At 37.5% G+C, this 15,360-nt stretch carries 15 protein-coding genes; all 15 read left to right on the forward strand.

What is annotated here, in order from left to right; translation table 11 throughout:
* The first annotated feature begins 35 nt into the window (after positions 1-35).
* The 15 genes from LCF57_RS02365 (at position 36) to LCF57_RS02435 (ending at position 15,234) form a co-directional block, all read left to right on the forward strand.
* Positions 36-1,568 (forward strand): class I adenylate-forming enzyme family protein, encoded by a 1,533-nt coding sequence (locus LCF57_RS02365; protein WP_225999281.1) that lies wholly within the window; start codon positions 36-38, stop codon positions 1,566-1,568.
* Between the two features lie 109 nt (positions 1,569-1,677).
* Positions 1,678-2,469, forward strand: a complete 792-nt coding sequence (locus LCF57_RS02370; RefSeq protein ID WP_225999550.1) for a thymidylate synthase — start codon at positions 1,678-1,680, stop codon at positions 2,467-2,469.
* Entirely contained in the window at positions 2,466-3,410 is a 945-nt protein-coding gene (locus LCF57_RS02375) for a phosphotransferase (protein ID WP_225999282.1), read from the forward strand. Before LCF57_RS02370 ends, LCF57_RS02375 begins: the two co-directional genes overlap by 4 nt.
* A gap of 1 nt (position 3,411) precedes the next feature.
* Positions 3,412-3,645: an acyl carrier protein gene (locus LCF57_RS02380; protein WP_225999283.1), complete on the forward strand. Its 234-nt coding sequence runs from the start codon at positions 3,412-3,414 to the stop codon at positions 3,643-3,645.
* On the forward strand, positions 3,638-5,170 hold the full coding sequence (locus tag LCF57_RS02385; protein ID WP_225999284.1) for an alpha/beta hydrolase: 1,533 nt from the start codon (positions 3,638-3,640) through the stop codon (positions 5,168-5,170). The genes LCF57_RS02380 and LCF57_RS02385 overlap by 8 nt, the downstream gene beginning before the upstream one ends.
* Positions 5,163-6,023, forward strand: coding sequence for a glycosyltransferase family 2 protein (locus LCF57_RS02390; protein ID WP_225999285.1), 861 nt, complete (start codon positions 5,163-5,165; stop codon positions 6,021-6,023). The genes LCF57_RS02385 and LCF57_RS02390 overlap by 8 nt, the downstream gene beginning before the upstream one ends.
* 33 nt (positions 6,024-6,056) lie before the next feature.
* Positions 6,057-6,665: a hypothetical protein gene (locus LCF57_RS02395; RefSeq protein ID WP_225999286.1), complete on the forward strand. Its 609-nt coding sequence runs from the start codon at positions 6,057-6,059 to the stop codon at positions 6,663-6,665.
* Positions 6,666-6,716: 51 nt separating this feature from the next.
* Positions 6,717-7,340, forward strand: a complete 624-nt coding sequence (locus LCF57_RS02400; protein WP_225999287.1) for a hypothetical protein — start codon at positions 6,717-6,719, stop codon at positions 7,338-7,340.
* Entirely contained in the window at positions 7,337-7,957 is a 621-nt protein-coding gene (locus LCF57_RS02405; RefSeq protein ID WP_225999288.1) for a hypothetical protein, read from the forward strand. The genes LCF57_RS02400 and LCF57_RS02405 overlap by 4 nt, the downstream gene beginning before the upstream one ends.
* A 32-nt stretch (positions 7,958-7,989) precedes the next feature.
* On the forward strand, positions 7,990-8,847 hold the full coding sequence (locus LCF57_RS02410; protein ID WP_225999551.1) for an HAD-IIB family hydrolase: 858 nt from the start codon (positions 7,990-7,992) through the stop codon (positions 8,845-8,847).
* Positions 8,834-9,256 (forward strand): hypothetical protein, encoded by a 423-nt coding sequence (locus LCF57_RS02415; RefSeq protein ID WP_225999289.1) that lies wholly within the window; start codon positions 8,834-8,836, stop codon positions 9,254-9,256. The genes LCF57_RS02410 and LCF57_RS02415 overlap by 14 nt, the downstream gene beginning before the upstream one ends.
* Before the next feature lie 265 nt (positions 9,257-9,521).
* Positions 9,522-10,487 (forward strand): radical SAM protein, encoded by a 966-nt coding sequence (locus LCF57_RS02420; protein WP_225999290.1) that lies wholly within the window; start codon positions 9,522-9,524, stop codon positions 10,485-10,487.
* Between the two features lie 38 nt (positions 10,488-10,525).
* Complete coding sequence (locus tag LCF57_RS02425) at positions 10,526-12,259, forward strand: ABC transporter ATP-binding protein (RefSeq protein ID WP_225999291.1); 1,734 nt, start codon at positions 10,526-10,528, stop codon at positions 12,257-12,259.
* Positions 12,256-13,998: an ABC transporter ATP-binding protein gene (locus tag LCF57_RS02430; protein ID WP_225999292.1), complete on the forward strand. Its 1,743-nt coding sequence runs from the start codon at positions 12,256-12,258 to the stop codon at positions 13,996-13,998. Before LCF57_RS02425 ends, LCF57_RS02430 begins: the two co-directional genes overlap by 4 nt.
* 117 nt (positions 13,999-14,115) lie before the next feature.
* The gene (locus tag LCF57_RS02435; RefSeq protein ID WP_225999293.1) at positions 14,116-15,234 is read left to right on the forward strand and encodes an IS3 family transposase; all 1,119 of its coding nucleotides are present in this window, start codon (positions 14,116-14,118) and stop codon (positions 15,232-15,234) included.
* The last annotated feature ends 126 nt before the right edge of the window (positions 15,235-15,360 follow it).

The following is a 15,360-nucleotide window of genomic DNA, read 5'->3' on the forward strand; positions in this document are numbered from 1 at the left end:
AAAAGGAAGTAATTCTAACTATGGTCCGTGATCTTTTGGCTAGACTCAAGGAATCTAACAAAACTGGTATTGTATGTGGAGAAACGGCGTTAAGTTATAAGCAATGGCATCAGCTCTCTGAGGAGCTAAATAATGAAGGGTTAAGAAATCAGCGTGGGAAAATAGTGGGACTCTTTTTACCTAATAGCATTGCATATGCAGCCAGTTATTTTGCTTGTCTTTATGCAGATAAAGTTATAGCCCCCTTTCATACGGGGAGTACGATGAATGAGTTGTTATATACGATAAAGCATTGTGGCATTTCTATCCTGATAACAACCGAGTCTCATTTTTCCCAAATTGAAACACTGTTGCATGCACATGCTATCCCTATGAGTATTATCGTAGTAAATGATAACGCTGAGATTCAAAAAAAGGTTGCATTATATACGAGCAATGTATCCTTGGATATTTCTATTGAAGATGAGCTGAATGATGTTGCCGTTTTATTACATACGTCGGGGACAACTTCAAGGCCAAAACGGGTTATGCTTACCAACCAAGGATTACTGAATAACATCGAGTCTCATTGCAAATCGTTAAATTATGATGACAAAGAAGTTTGCTTGATTCAACTTCCTATGATGTTTGGATATTGCAATACGGCCCAGTTTTTAGCACACGTATACTTAGGAGCCTGTATTGTGATTAACCCGAATCCGTTCATGGTAGCTGATTTTTATAGGATAATAGAAAAGTGGGGCATTACAAATTTTACCGCAGTACCTTCGATCTTGATCGCTCTAAACCACAGTAACTTATTATCCTATGATATCTCATCATTGAAAGTGATATGTTTTGGGGGCAACCCTATTCCAAAACCTCGTTTGCTAGATATTATAAGGAAGTTTCCTACGATTGCATTTGTGCAAACATATGGATTAACGGAGGCTGGGCCCCGGGTTACAACATTGCCTCCTTCTCGCTATAACGAAAAAATCGGATCTGTTGGCCGCGCAATTCCTGGTGTGGAATTAAGAGTGGTTGATACTCTTGGTCAGCCTCTTGAAAAGGGCGCGGTTGGAGAAGTGATTGTAAAGAGCAATGGCATCATGAAGGGGTATTTTAGATGTGCAGAGGAAACCATGGCAATCATGCATGGTGAGTGGCTTCATACAGGAGATATGGGATATCTTTCAGAAGATGGATACTTATATATAGTGGGCAGGAAGAAGAATATTATTATTTCTGGTGGGCAGAACATTTCTCCAGAAGAAGTAGAAGAAGTAATTGCGACTTGCCCGGGTATCATTGATGCGAAAGTATATGGAGTATATGATGATTTGCTCGGTGAAATAGTTTATGCGGATATTGTAGCTGACTCTGATAACAATGAAATTCTTCAACAGCTGAAGCTGGTTTGTGAGGAAAACCTAAGTAAATACAAAATTCCCCGACGCTTCTGTCTCGTGGACAATATTTGTCGAACATATAACGGCAAGATTAAACGATCTGCAAAAAAAGTAGACGAATGCTTTGATCAAACTGATGATAATGACAACAAATTTGGAAGGGAGCGTATGGTTTAGTTTGTGACTATATCATACAAATAGAATGATGATTTTTAAAAATGTAAATGAAGCATTCACATATTATATCAAGCAGCTACAATCCGCATCAGAGTCTAAGCCGCGTGGGATGAGAATAAAAGAATGCCTGGGTGTTTCTTTTTCCGTTGAAAACCCTAGAGACCGAATTACGAATAATACTTCCCGACAAATGAGTTTGTCATTCGCTTTCGGTGAGTTCCTTTGGTATCTCAGAGGAAGCGATAAGTTGGATATTATTGAGTATTATAGCAAAATGTATCCCAACTTTTCTGATGATAAGGTCTCTGTCAATGGTGCGTATGGTGCCAGAATATTCGGAGGCGAATTGTCTCAATGGGAACAAGTCAAGAATATTTTATCAAGGGATCCCGATTCAAGGCAGGCCGTAATATCAATATATCAACCGCGTGACTTGTTTTCATGCTCGTTAGATATACCATGTACATGCGTGCTACAATATTTCATTCGTGACGGGAAGCTGAATGGAATCACATATATGCGTTCTAATGACATCTATCTTGGCATGCCTTATGACATTTTCAGTTTTACTATGCTTCAAGAAATGCTGGCATTGGAGTTAAATGTTGATTTAGGGTCATACACCCATATGGTAGGCAGTTTACATATATATGAGAAACACTTTGATATTTTCAATAGTCTTTCAGAAATAGAAAACCAAACTGACCAAAATATGCTCAGCATGACAAAGGAGGCTGTCACAAGTGAACAGATAGCGCTTATACTACAGGCAGAGCAGGCACTCAGGAAAAATGAAGTCATTGGCGATATTAATTTAGATCCATATTGGAAACCATTCATTGGTGTTTTAAGCAATAAAAGTAAACAAGTTCATAATTGGAATAAAGAGGATATTATATGATTATGCAGCAGGAATTGCTAGAAAACCTTCATAAATATTATGGGTTAAAAATTGTCAATGTAAAAGTAATTAATAGACTGATGTTTCGCCAAAGCTTTTTAGTATATGCTTCTGACGGTAATCAATATGTTGTTAAAGATTACGCAGACGCCTTCTCATTACAAGAGATGTCTCCAATATGGCAGTACTATTGGATACTGCGGAAATTCGGTATTAGGGTCGGGTGCCCGTTACGGCAATTAGACTCAGATGAATTTCATATCTATTTAGGAAATAGATATTATGTCGTTTTTGAGTATGTACAAGGCGATCATCCAGTTATAGATCAATACAAGGATATAGCAAGTTGTCTGAGAAAATACCACGAAGTTGCTACTTCCGAGATATTCCCTAATTTAATTAGCACAGGACAAAAATTGTGTGAGGCAAAAGAGCTTTTTTCGCATTTCAGTCAAGGCTCTTATTCAATTAAAGAAGAAATTCTATCGTGTAAAACGAACTTGTACAGAATTGTTGATGAATATTCCAATTCCAGCCAGACGATTATACATGGCGACAGTATATTGGAAAACATGATATCAAACTTTGGAGAGGTAAGTTTGATTGACTTTGATAGTATGCGCCGCGGAGATGCTATAGAGGATGTGGCAAATACAGTATTGTCGTTTATGTACCATGGATCAAAGAAATTTGAAATACATCCAGAAAGATCCAAACAGGTTAAAGCATTTATTGGTAGCTATCATGGAGATTTGCCTTCGACGGATATTGAAGAAAAAATACACTATTACATGCAGGTGCACTGCGCTATTGATTTAATTCGTCATGCTGAAAATATTAGATTTCTAGTCAGGATGCCGGGAATGAAGGATTATTTACTATTGCTTGTATATATAATACGTTCTAAAGATTTAAACACACTAATGCGGAAGGATGATTGAAATGATTCATACAGAAAAAGTTGTCAAAATTATTGAAGAAGTTATTGATACAAAAGTGCTTGATTATTCCATCAACCCATTTAATCATGGTTTGGACTCTTTGGGTGTACTAAAACTTATTACAATTCTTGAAGAAGAGTTAAGTATTGAGATTGATGATAATGACCTGACTGTAGAAAATATGTCTTCGGTAAACTCGATTATAAGCATGGTTTATAAGTATGTTAATGAATGAGCGCGTAAATGAAGTGAATCTAGCTTTTAATTACAAATCTGAGACAATAAATGCAGTTTTGCATACTTCGTTCAATTTATCAAATTCGTACGTCACGATTATTGTACCTGGATTATTCGGTGATCGTGGTGATTCTCGTGCGATGTTTACACGCATTGCCAGGAATTTAAGTATTAATGGATTTTCTGTCTTACGTTTTGATTTTTTTGGTGGAGGCAGCAATTTTGGTAACTATTCCGAAAATGATTTTGATTCATTTATTGACCAACTAAATGAAATCACGAGTCAGCTCTTGAGCGCATTTGGATTTATAAACAAAGTAATTTATATAGGTTTTAGTGAAGGGCTGAAATTTGCTTTTCACGCGGCAGCCAAACGAAATGATGTGGTTGCTATATTATCATGCAATGGATTATGCGTTGAGGAATCCTATCTTGAGAAAATAAATCGACCCAAGATAAAAAAAGGGAAAATGGTTTATGACAGTAATTTTGGAGCATGGATTAACTGGAGTATAGTCGAGAAGTACAAGGAATATTTTGTTGATAATTGCCGCCTAGACCAGCAAGTTGACTTTTTTGGGGTGTACTCTACGAGCGATAATTTATCGGAAAACAGCAGAGCTTTTTGGATGCAAAAAAAATGGCCATTAGAACTAATACCCCAGGCGGATCATTTGTACACCAAGAATTTATGGGTTCAAGATCTTATTGATATTTTAGTCCAATGGCATTATAGAAAAATCAGATATATATCTGCAGAGGAATCTGAGTTTTTCTTACATACGAGGCAGAACCGGATTTGCTTAAAACTAGTGGAGAATGAACAGTCATCCGATTATATCCTTTTTCTGCACGGGTTATTTCAAAATAAATCAGGTCCGGGATTTTTGTTTACTCAGATGGCTAATATTTTTCATAAACATCACAATATCTGTATGTTTGATTTTCCTTCATCGGGAGATAGTGATGGGAAGAGTGAAGACCTTACGTATGAACTTATGAAAGAAGTGTTGTTATTTGTCGTCAATTATCTTAAGCAAAGAAAGCCAAACGTGAGAATAATTGGTATATCTTCTGGTTCTAGCAATTACTTGCTCTTTGATAATCAAGATATTTTTGATCATACAATCATGCTCTTTCCGGAAAACAGCAATATGTGGAACAATTTGGGGTGTGATGAGAAGTTGGTTCCAATGATTGACACAAGTGATCTTTATAATAAGTACATTTGGACTGAGGAAGAGTGTTGTATCCTTGGAAATGTACGAAATAGGAGCAAAGGGATTAGCTTATCAACTAATTTTTTGAAAAGACTATCTGAGTTTAACTCCTGCCAGATGCTTAATGAATATGATGGATTTGTATTTGTCAATCGTAAAGAATATCTTATCAGAGAGAATTTTATATATGTAAATGATAAGCAAGGGTTGGCGATGTCAGCACAGACTCGCGACAAGTTAATTGCCGATGTTACCAATATTATTAACAATATTACTTCAGAGAAAGAGGATTATGATGATTAGTGTAATTATTCCTGTTTACAATCAATATTCATCCTTAGATGTGGTATTGTGGCATTTTTGCAGGCAAACTATATTAGAACCATTTGAAATTATTATTGTAGATGACGGATCATCAGACTATGATCCGTCTGTTCTTGAACGTTATACTTCCCTACAAATTACGCACATACGAAACAAAATAAACAAGGGACGGTCACATACTAGAAATGCTGCTATCGATAGCGCTAAAGGCGAATACCTTATTTTTTGTGATTGTGATCGTTTTCCTGTTCCCGAATTCATTGAATCACATATAAATTTGATTGATTCACCTGATGCAATCCTGAGCATAGGGTATTCAACTGAAACTTATAACAGTGTTGACAAGCTTAAAGTAGAAGCTGAAACGATTATTAGGCGCAAAGCGATTTATTACAAAGTAATTTCCCAAATTTATAATGAATCTGGGATAACAGACAGTCATTTGTGTTGGCTATCTACCTTATCAGGAAATATGGCACTAAAAAAATCCACATTAGCTGGCCACCGCTTTGATTGTGACTTTAAGAATTGGGGATTTGAACATTTTGAATTAGGTTATCGGCTATGGAAAGATAAAACACTTTTTATGAGCAATGCAAAAGCTGAAAATATACATATTGCTCATGCAAGAAGTAAAGGGTTTTATAATGAAAGTATTATTAACAGCCATGATACCTTTTTAAGTAAGCATCCAGTTGACGAAGTATCTCTACTTAAAGGATTTGTGTTGGGGGAAATTTCCCTTCAAGAATATGAAACTAAAATTAACGGCGGATTAAAATGGATGGAAAACAAACAAAAGCCTATATTGGTCAATAATATCAACGTGTAGAAGTATTTTATTATAGCAGATTGGAGCTTCAACATGATAATAGCATTCGTTGGGATTGACGGAACTGGGAAAACCACTTTATTATCCCGATTTGCAGAATACGTAGAGAAAAAAGGAAAGTCTGTGCATGTTATAAAAGCATTACGGCCCAACTCTACTTTCATGAAAAACTATAACATGATACGAAAAGAGTTTTTAATTCAACATCCTGATAAAAATCACCAATTGAATATTATCGGTTCATACATTATGAGCTTTGATTTGTTACAAATTTCTGAAGTGATCAAGGGATTAGATTCTCCTGATACAGTGATAATCCTAGATCGATGGGCAATATGCCAACAGTTATATGCAAAAATTTGGATGGCTCAGAATGATTTCACTAATATTTCTTATGATATGTGCCTTGAGCCGGATATAACTTTTGTAATTGATTCAGATATGAATTTAATTTTGGAACGATTGGAAAACAGGGGAGGAGCTAATGAGTTTGAAAATACTCTTAGCTTACGCCGCTTAAAAAAACTTTATTTAAAATATGCAGATGAGCATAAAAAGGCTGTTCTCATTGAAAACAATAATGAGCTATGCAAAGCTTATAGGAACATTATTCGAGAGTATAAGAAGAGGAACGAGGGCTAGCTAGCGAGCTGTTTCAATTGTGAATCACCTTTTAAGAGAGGGGGAAGATCTTTGATTAGTGAACCGTCAATAAATAGGTGTTGGGAAGAGGCGATGAAATACTTTCTTACTAATGCTTATTCAAGGAATATATGCGGGAAAGAGTACTTGATATTGGATAATTTCACTGTACATGCATATGACTATATATTGGAACCAAAGTTAAGTACCTTTTGTCCCTGGAAATCTAAGAGCCTTGAATACTATTTAGACCAAATTATTTCTCCTGGAAAGCATTCTGAAATAAATCGTATGTACTCCTTCGGGCCCAACGAAATTAATCAGTATGAATATGCTGTCAAAGTTATGAAAAATAGAAAAAATATAAAGCCAGTCGTGATACCTATATATGACCCATACAAGGATAACAGAGAACATGTACCAACTCCTTGTATAAGCAATATCATTCTCGATGCATATGATGGCGTTATCAACATGCACGTGAACTATTCAACAATGAATTTATTCCGAATGGGATTACTAGATTACCATCAAATGGCATATCTCCATCGCACTATTGCAAACGATTCATGTAATGAGGTTGGGACTTTACGAATATTTTCAGTTCAAGTTCATATGCCTGTATTTGATTTCATTGTAAGCAAAAAAATTTTTTCCAATGGTGATAATATATGAGTAAAACATTATTTATTGGAAATATGGAGTCTCCATTAATTAAAGAAGTTTTGGAGACTCTTGTTCTATCAGGTAAGGAATTAATTATGAGTTTAGATAGTTATCAAGTGTTAGGGGAGTTTATGTTTGATAATGAAATGATTAGGAATAGGGTTCAAACATGGTCTTGGAATGATTCAGCTGCTGATTTTCATATTCAAGATGCGATTATGGATCTATTCCCATATCTATATCCTGACACATTTAACCCCATTAAATTGGAAAAGCTATTAAACGTTTCACAGCAGTACAAAAGGTCATATAGTAGCTTCAGACTCGGATTCGGTGTACAGGAAGAATTATTTGACCTTTTTCTTGCGCAGTTCTTTGAAGTAACCGAACTCGCCTATTTCGACGTTCTTTCCTCACTTCAGCTTCTAAATCCAGCAAGCCAGCTTGAATATAGGAAGAGGGCTTATGGGTTTTTACGCTTTAAAGACAAGGAACAATTTATACTTTCGGAACAAAGTCTGCTATCTAAAAGGTATGAAATAACTAGGTCAATCCCATTTTATGAAAGTTTTTCAGAGAAATTCGGACACCCTGCTTTTATCTCCCATTATGTTATTGAGAAATAAAAAGAGAGATGAGGGATATGGTCGTGAAAAAAATGTTGGTACTGGATATAGATGGAACAAGTATAACGGATACCTATAATCTGACAGACGAGCTGCAGCAAGCGATTCATTTTATCAAAAAAGAACACATGGTTTATATTGCTACAGGACGATCTGTATCTGATGCGTATAGGTACTATCAGGCGTTTAATCTAAAAAATGACTTGATTTGCCATAATGGGGGACTCATTTATAATCCTAATAGTGGCATTGTAAGATATCAGAATAACATTTGGAATGCGGAGAATATCATAGAGTTCCTACTTAAATACCAACATGAGTATAACATTAATAATGTGGTTTTATCTCGATGTAATGAAACATATCTGCTTACAAATGAAAACGAGTATCTTCATGAGATTATAATTAATCAGGATTTACCCCATTTTCATATCGGACATAAACTAGCTCAGATTCATGATGTTCAAAGAATCATCATCAGTATTTCTTCTGATTTCCGTGAGGCTCTGCAAAATGAAGTCGTACGATTATTTGAAAACATTATTGTCTGTGGATGGCGAGGTTGCGACGATATTATCGATATATCTGTTGGATCTGTTAACAAATGGGCTGCAGTTAAGGGTATTGCAGAAGAAAATGAGGTTATGGATCAAAATATCATCTCTTTTGGAGATGCCTTCAACGATATTGAATTATTAAAAAACTCTGGAATAGGGATATGCATGATCAATGGCGTGGACGAGGCCAAAGATGTAGCAGATTATATAACAGAGTTTGATAATAATGAAAATGGTGTTTATCATTTTTTAATGAATCAATTGTCTACAATATTTAATATTACGCAAAATGAGTGGAGAAGGGGAAAAGAGGTGAATCATGGATCGTATTGACAAGATCAACTATTATTTGGACATCGCCCAGACGATAATGGACCGCGGTACCTGCCTGCACGCCAACTATGGTGCAATTATCGTCAAGGATGATGTAATAGTTTCAACGGGATGCAGTAATAAGGTACGGCAGGACGGTGCGTCCCTGAACCAGGTTAACAGCACCGATCCGACGTGCTGCATAGAACACGCGGAGGCCACCGCTATCTTCGCCGTCCCCCGGGAACTGATGCTGGGCGCGACACTCTATCTAGTGGGTCGGGACATGCAAACGGGTGAAATTCTCACTGAAGGGCCTTGTATGATGTGCTACCATCTCATCATCAAAGCCAGAATCTCCTGGGTGGTTAATCGCATCTCCCCTGTAGATTACAATGTCGTCCAAGTAGGCTGGACTGAATCAAAATAGAAGTTTAGCCGGTCACGAAAGAATAAGTATCTGTTTTATACTTGTCAGAAGTTTGAACGTTTCATTGACATGAAATGTTGCATCAAGTAGAGGAGCTAACAGTTTTAAAATAATGAAACGATTGTGAAAGGAATGGCTATATTAACAAGTATGCAATGGACACGCTCACTGATGTGAAGAAATATCGCAGCTGTACGTTTATCGAGCGTTTTTATTTGAATTTCCACGGATTAAACGGACATCAATTTAATAGCAACGTTAAAGGTTGTTTAGAGTTTTGTTGTCTTACTTCATCGCCGGGGTCACGCTTAGCGATAAAGGAGAGGAATCCATAAAGAGTATCATAAAAAAACGTGATGAAATAATTACGGAAAGTAAGATGTTTAGCCTGCTAGATAAGGGTGACCACGAACGAAATTATACATCTGAATGCGCAAAGTGTCCCCACTTCAACGAAATGACGGGGGAGGGAGATGGACTTATCCATTATGTTAACATAAATATGTATCCTGCACCTTGCCAAGCCAAGTGTACCTATTGTAGCGTTCATAATAGTAATTTTGGAATCTTGAATAAGTGGCTGCATGAGGAGCGTTATGAAAATATGCTCAACGCGATAGAATGGGCGCATGATAACGGTATGATTGCCACGGACGCGGTATGGCAGGCTGCAAGCGGGGAGATTACAATTCATCCGTATAGGGAGAAGATTTACGATTTAATGAAAGATAAAGCTGCTCAATTTTTAACAAACTGCTTTATTTTCGATAAAAAAATAGCGGCTATTCTTGGGGCAAACCCGAGATCGTCCATCAATTTGTCTATAGACGCTGGAACTTCGGAAACATGGTATAAGGTCAAAGGCGTGAATAACTTCGACAAGGTTATGAATAATCTGGATAAATATTCAGCGAGCAGCGTTCACCCAGAGCAAATAACTTTGAAATATATAATCCTGACGGGTATAAATGACAACTTAGAAGACTATCAGGGAGTTATAAACATAATGAAACGATTGAAAATCGAAAAGTTGGTTATTTCTCGTGATAATCGAACCAAAACTGAAAAATTAATTGTTTCTCATAATAACCGAGTCAAAGATAAATTTTACACGGAGCAATACAGTCCTACTGATAAAGCGACAGATGATCTTACAGCAATGTTAAAAGAGAATGGTATGACAGCAGAAATTGCTTCATTTGGGCCATTAGCAAATGATAAAGAGGCTTGAGCCCTATCCATATTTCTATAGGTAAAAGAGGTGTGTTTATGACAAAAAGGAAATGGATCGTAAAATTTGTTTTTATGCATAAATGGGTATTTTTATTTGGATTCTTCGTCACTACATTAATGACATTGATTAATTTGATTTATCCGTTCCTCAACGGGAAGATAATCAATATCGCTTTTTATGATAAAGACATGAATGCCTTTTTGAATTTGTGCTTTATTTATGCCGGAATACTCGTTTTTAATCAGTTTATCATTGCGACTTTAAACAATCTCATTTCCTCGCATTTAATGACAGGTTTTGTATTTGATATACGGCGGGCTATATTTAAAAAGATATTGCATAAAAAAGGGAAAGACCTCTCCGGAATGTATAGTGGAGATATGATCAGCCGGATGAACAATGACGCCACGGATATTATGAATCTCATATTCTGGAGCGGCCTTTGGGGATATTCCAACCTATTGCATATCATTTTCGCTGTCGGCTTCATGTTTTATTACAATATATTTTTGGGGGCTTTTACTGTCGTTCTGGTTCCTACCGTGTTCTTCACCTCAAAGTATTTCAAGAAAAAATCTCAAAATGTCAACAAGGATATTTCAAAGGAACAGGGCAAATTATCATCTTACTTGTTTGAAATCGTGAAAAACCTGCAGGAGCTAAAAATCCTTAATGCATGTAAAAAAGTAACGAGGATTTATTTAAGAAATACAACATCAATCAATAAAATGAATGTGGAGAGCGGTAAAATCGACGTGACGGCAGAAAGGGTTAATGCCTTTATCACTCTTATCGCACAACTGTTGATTTTTATAATATGCGCCTATTTCATTGTTAAAGACCAAATGCAGCTCGGCGTTTTTGTAGCTGCTGTAAGCTATTTCAATATGGCAGTGAACTTCTTCAGCTCCATAAACAGCAAAATTGTTGATGTCGGGAGACAAAACGTCTCATTACAACGTGTCGTAGATATTTTGAATGAAAATGAAGAAGATTACAGAGAAAACCATCCTCTTAAAGAAATAAAGGAAGGCACGATTGAATTTAACGATGTCACATTTGGGTACTCCGAAGATAATCTTATCTTGAACGGATTCAATCTCCGCATTGATGCAAGAAGCACGATTGGCATTGTCGGAAAGAGCGGCGCGGGTAAAACTACGATGGCGAACCTGCTCTACAATTTATATAACGTTGACGGCGGCGAGCTTTTGATCGATGGCATGAATGTTAATGAATATAACCTGCATAGCTTACGAGGACAGGTGGGTATTGTCCATCAGGAGACCATTCTTTATGACAATACCCTGCGTTACAATCTTTCATTTACAAACAACAAGGATAATGATGATGCATTGATAGAAGCTCTTAGAAAGGCTGCCCTTTTTGATGTTTACCTGACGCTCCCGAACGGCCTGGACACTCTGCTTGGAACTGATGGGCAAGAACTATCCGGCGGGCAGAAGCAGCGTCTGGCTATAGCAAGAATATTAGTAAAGAATCCTAAGGTTTTGATCTTTGACGAAGCCACATCGTTCCTCGACAGCCAGAACGAAATGCTTATTCGGAAAGTAATGAGTGATATGTCAAAAGATCGGACGCTTATTATAATTGCCCACCGTTTTTCTACCATCAAAAGCTGTGACAAAATTGCGGTTTTAGCTAACGGCACTGTCATAGGCTTTGATACTCACGACGTGCTGATTAAAAATAATGAAACGTATATAGATTTATTCAGCGAACAGTGCATAGGAGATGAAGCCGTATGAAGCGATTGGAGTTTTTTAGGACATTAACTCGGGATATAGACGGCATTAAAAAGCCTTTGTTTGCGCTCGGTTTTTTCAAGGTGTGGAACCTAGTATTCGGGCTAATCCCTTTGTTCTTGTACTCATTTTTGGTAAACCGTGTCTTAATGGATAAGAATATGAACGAGCTTTGGCCAGTTATCATCGGTTATCTGGCTGTTTTCTTGTTCGCGACAATCGGGATCGCAGTCAGTAAGAAATTTTCAAATCGGTTAACGTTGAAATATGATCTGAGAATAAAGAACAAATTGCTTAAAAAGTATACCCGCCTTGAGAACGATGTATATAGCAAATATAGCATTGGTGACGTTAAAAGCCGGATTGAAAACGATTCTATTGTTGCCGAGAATTTTTTTACGACCCATATTTTAGATTTTATCTACGCTGTCGTTTACGCTACTGTGCTGGCTGTTATTTTGTTATGGTACGACTGGCGAATTGCGGTCATCAGTTTTGTTTTTGTTCCGATATCTCTATTAACGGTTAATTTTTTGGGGGGCAAAACGAAGAAGGCTGGAGAAGAATTGTGGAAACTACAAACTAAATATGAAACTTTTTTGCATGCAAACTTTCAAAACTGGAAAGATGTCAAGAGCAATAACCTTGAAGACGCGCAGTTTGATGAATTAAACGGGCATTATAAGAAGATTAGGGGCATTTATTTTCTAAATCAGCTCTATTTGCATCTAGGAATTACATATTCATTCTTCACGAAAAACTTCATTACCCAGCTGTTTATATATTTTATTGGCGGATTATTTGTCATTAAGGGTTATTCGCAAGTTGGTGTGCTTCTCATTTTTATTAGCTTTTATGGGCAGTTTTTCGGGTATATAGAGAACATTGGTGATTCTATCATGAATTTCAAGAATGATTCGGTGAAGATCGAAAAAGTTATCGAGATATTGAATTTAGAAATGGGTAAGAGGCCCTATAAGAAAATTGAAGGAACAGATATTAATGTTGAAAATCTGAAGTTCACATATGAGGGAATCGATTCATTTGTTCTTGATGGCATTTCGTTCTCCGTAAGTAAGGGCGAACATCTAGCAATCGTCGGAAAAAGCGGAAGCGGCAAGTCTACAATCGCTAAACTGTTGACAGGGCAGATTAGACCGCAGGATGGTGCAGTATGCATTGGCGGCATTGATATATATACTGTGAACAGCGAGTGTGTATCAGAAAAAGTTAGTATCGTTATGCAGGAACCTGTTCTCTTCAATATGACGATCAGAGAAAATCTATTGCTTGCAAAGGCAGACGCAACTGATGCGGAATTGATAGATTGCTGTAAGAGAGCGAGTATTTACGACCTCATTGAAACATTGGAGAATAAACTGGATACGGTAATCGGTGAAAAAGGTGTGAAGCTTTCAGGAGGGCAGAGACAGCGCTTATCTATTGCTCGAGCCTTTTTACAGAACAGAGATATCATTATTTTTGACGAGAGTACAAGCGCTCTTGACAACGAAAATGAGAATGACATCATTACAGAACTCAAGAACCTTTCGTCAGGAAAAACCATGATTTCCATTGCACACCGTTTATCCACTATTTTGGACTGCGATAAAGTGCTGGTTTTAAAAGATGGAGCTATGGTAGCTTTAGATACCCATGAAAATCTGTGTAGCAGAAACGAAACCTATGATTGGCTATTCCAAAATCAGTATATAGCGGGTGAAAAGCTGCTGAAAAAATAAAGAGGACATACAACCATCAATCGTAGGGAGTTGATAGTGGATCGGCTACACTGAGTTGGACAAGAAAAATAAGGGCTTGTAGAATAAACCTATCAAGTTAAGGAGCGGATCTCTGCAATGCCAAAACAACAACGACGTACCTTCACCTCAGAATTTAAAAAGCAAATGGTGCAGCTCTATGAAAACGGGAAATCCAGAGCAGCGATTGTGGAGGAATATGGCCTCACAGCCTCGGCTTTAGACCGATGGATCAAGCAAGCTCAAACGACGGGTTCATTCAAAGAGAAGGACAATCGTTTACCTGAAGAAAATGAGCTCATCGCTTTGCGCAAAGAACTCCAGCGTCTGAGGATGGAGAACGATATTTTAAAGAGCTGCGCTGATCATGGGACGAAAGTAGCTATCATCCAGAACAACCGTGATAAATACTCGGTATCAGCAATGTGCGACGTCCTACAAATGGCAAGAAGTACGTTCTACTATGAGGCCAAGGAACGGGTCAATGAAGACGATCTAACCGAAACGATTGTGGAGATTTCCCACAAAAATCGAAAAGCTTACGGTACACGAAAGATCAAAGTCAAGCTTCAGGAACAAGGCATTGTCGTGTCCAGACGTCGAATTGGCCGAATCATGAAAGAGCAGGGACTGGTCTCTACCTACACCGTAGCTCAGTACAAGCCCTATAAAACGGCTTGCAACGAAGCTACTACAGCAAATGTCCTGAATCGAGAGTTTGAGCAGACAGAGGCCAAACGTTTCGTCGTCAGCGATCTGACGTATGCGAAGGTCCAAAACAAGTGGCATTACATTTGTGTGCTCATCGACCTATTTAATCGAGAAATCATGGGCCATAGCGTAGGTCCCAGTAAGGACGCTGCTCTGATTTCACGCGCCTTTGCTAGCGTACAGGGTAATCTGCGTCAAATTCAGTGGTTTCATACCGACCGTGGCAGTGAATTTAAAAATGAAAAGATGGACGAGCTTCTGGAAACCTTTGAAATCGGTCGTTCTCTGAGCATGAAAGGCTGTCCCTATGACAACGCCGTAGCGGAAGCCACCTACAAGGTCATGAAAACCGAGTTCGTAAACCAGATGGAATTTCAGACTCTTCGTCATTTGGAGATTGAACTATACGATTATGTCAACTGGTTTAATCAGCATCGTATTTACGGAACACTGGGATACATGACACCTGTTCAGAACCGCCAAGAGGCCCTTAAAAAAGCTGTCTGATTTACTGTTGACAATCCATAGTCTAAAGGCGGAGAAAGAGCCGCGAGGTATTAGACCATAAGCAATTTGAAATAATAACCTCATTATCATTTCTCATAGTTAAGCGCTATAGATATGAGGAAAAAA

This window comes from Paenibacillus sp. BJ-4 (genome assembly GCF_020404765.1).
In the GTDB taxonomy this organism is placed as follows: Bacteria; Bacillota; Bacilli; order Paenibacillales; family Paenibacillaceae; genus Paenibacillus.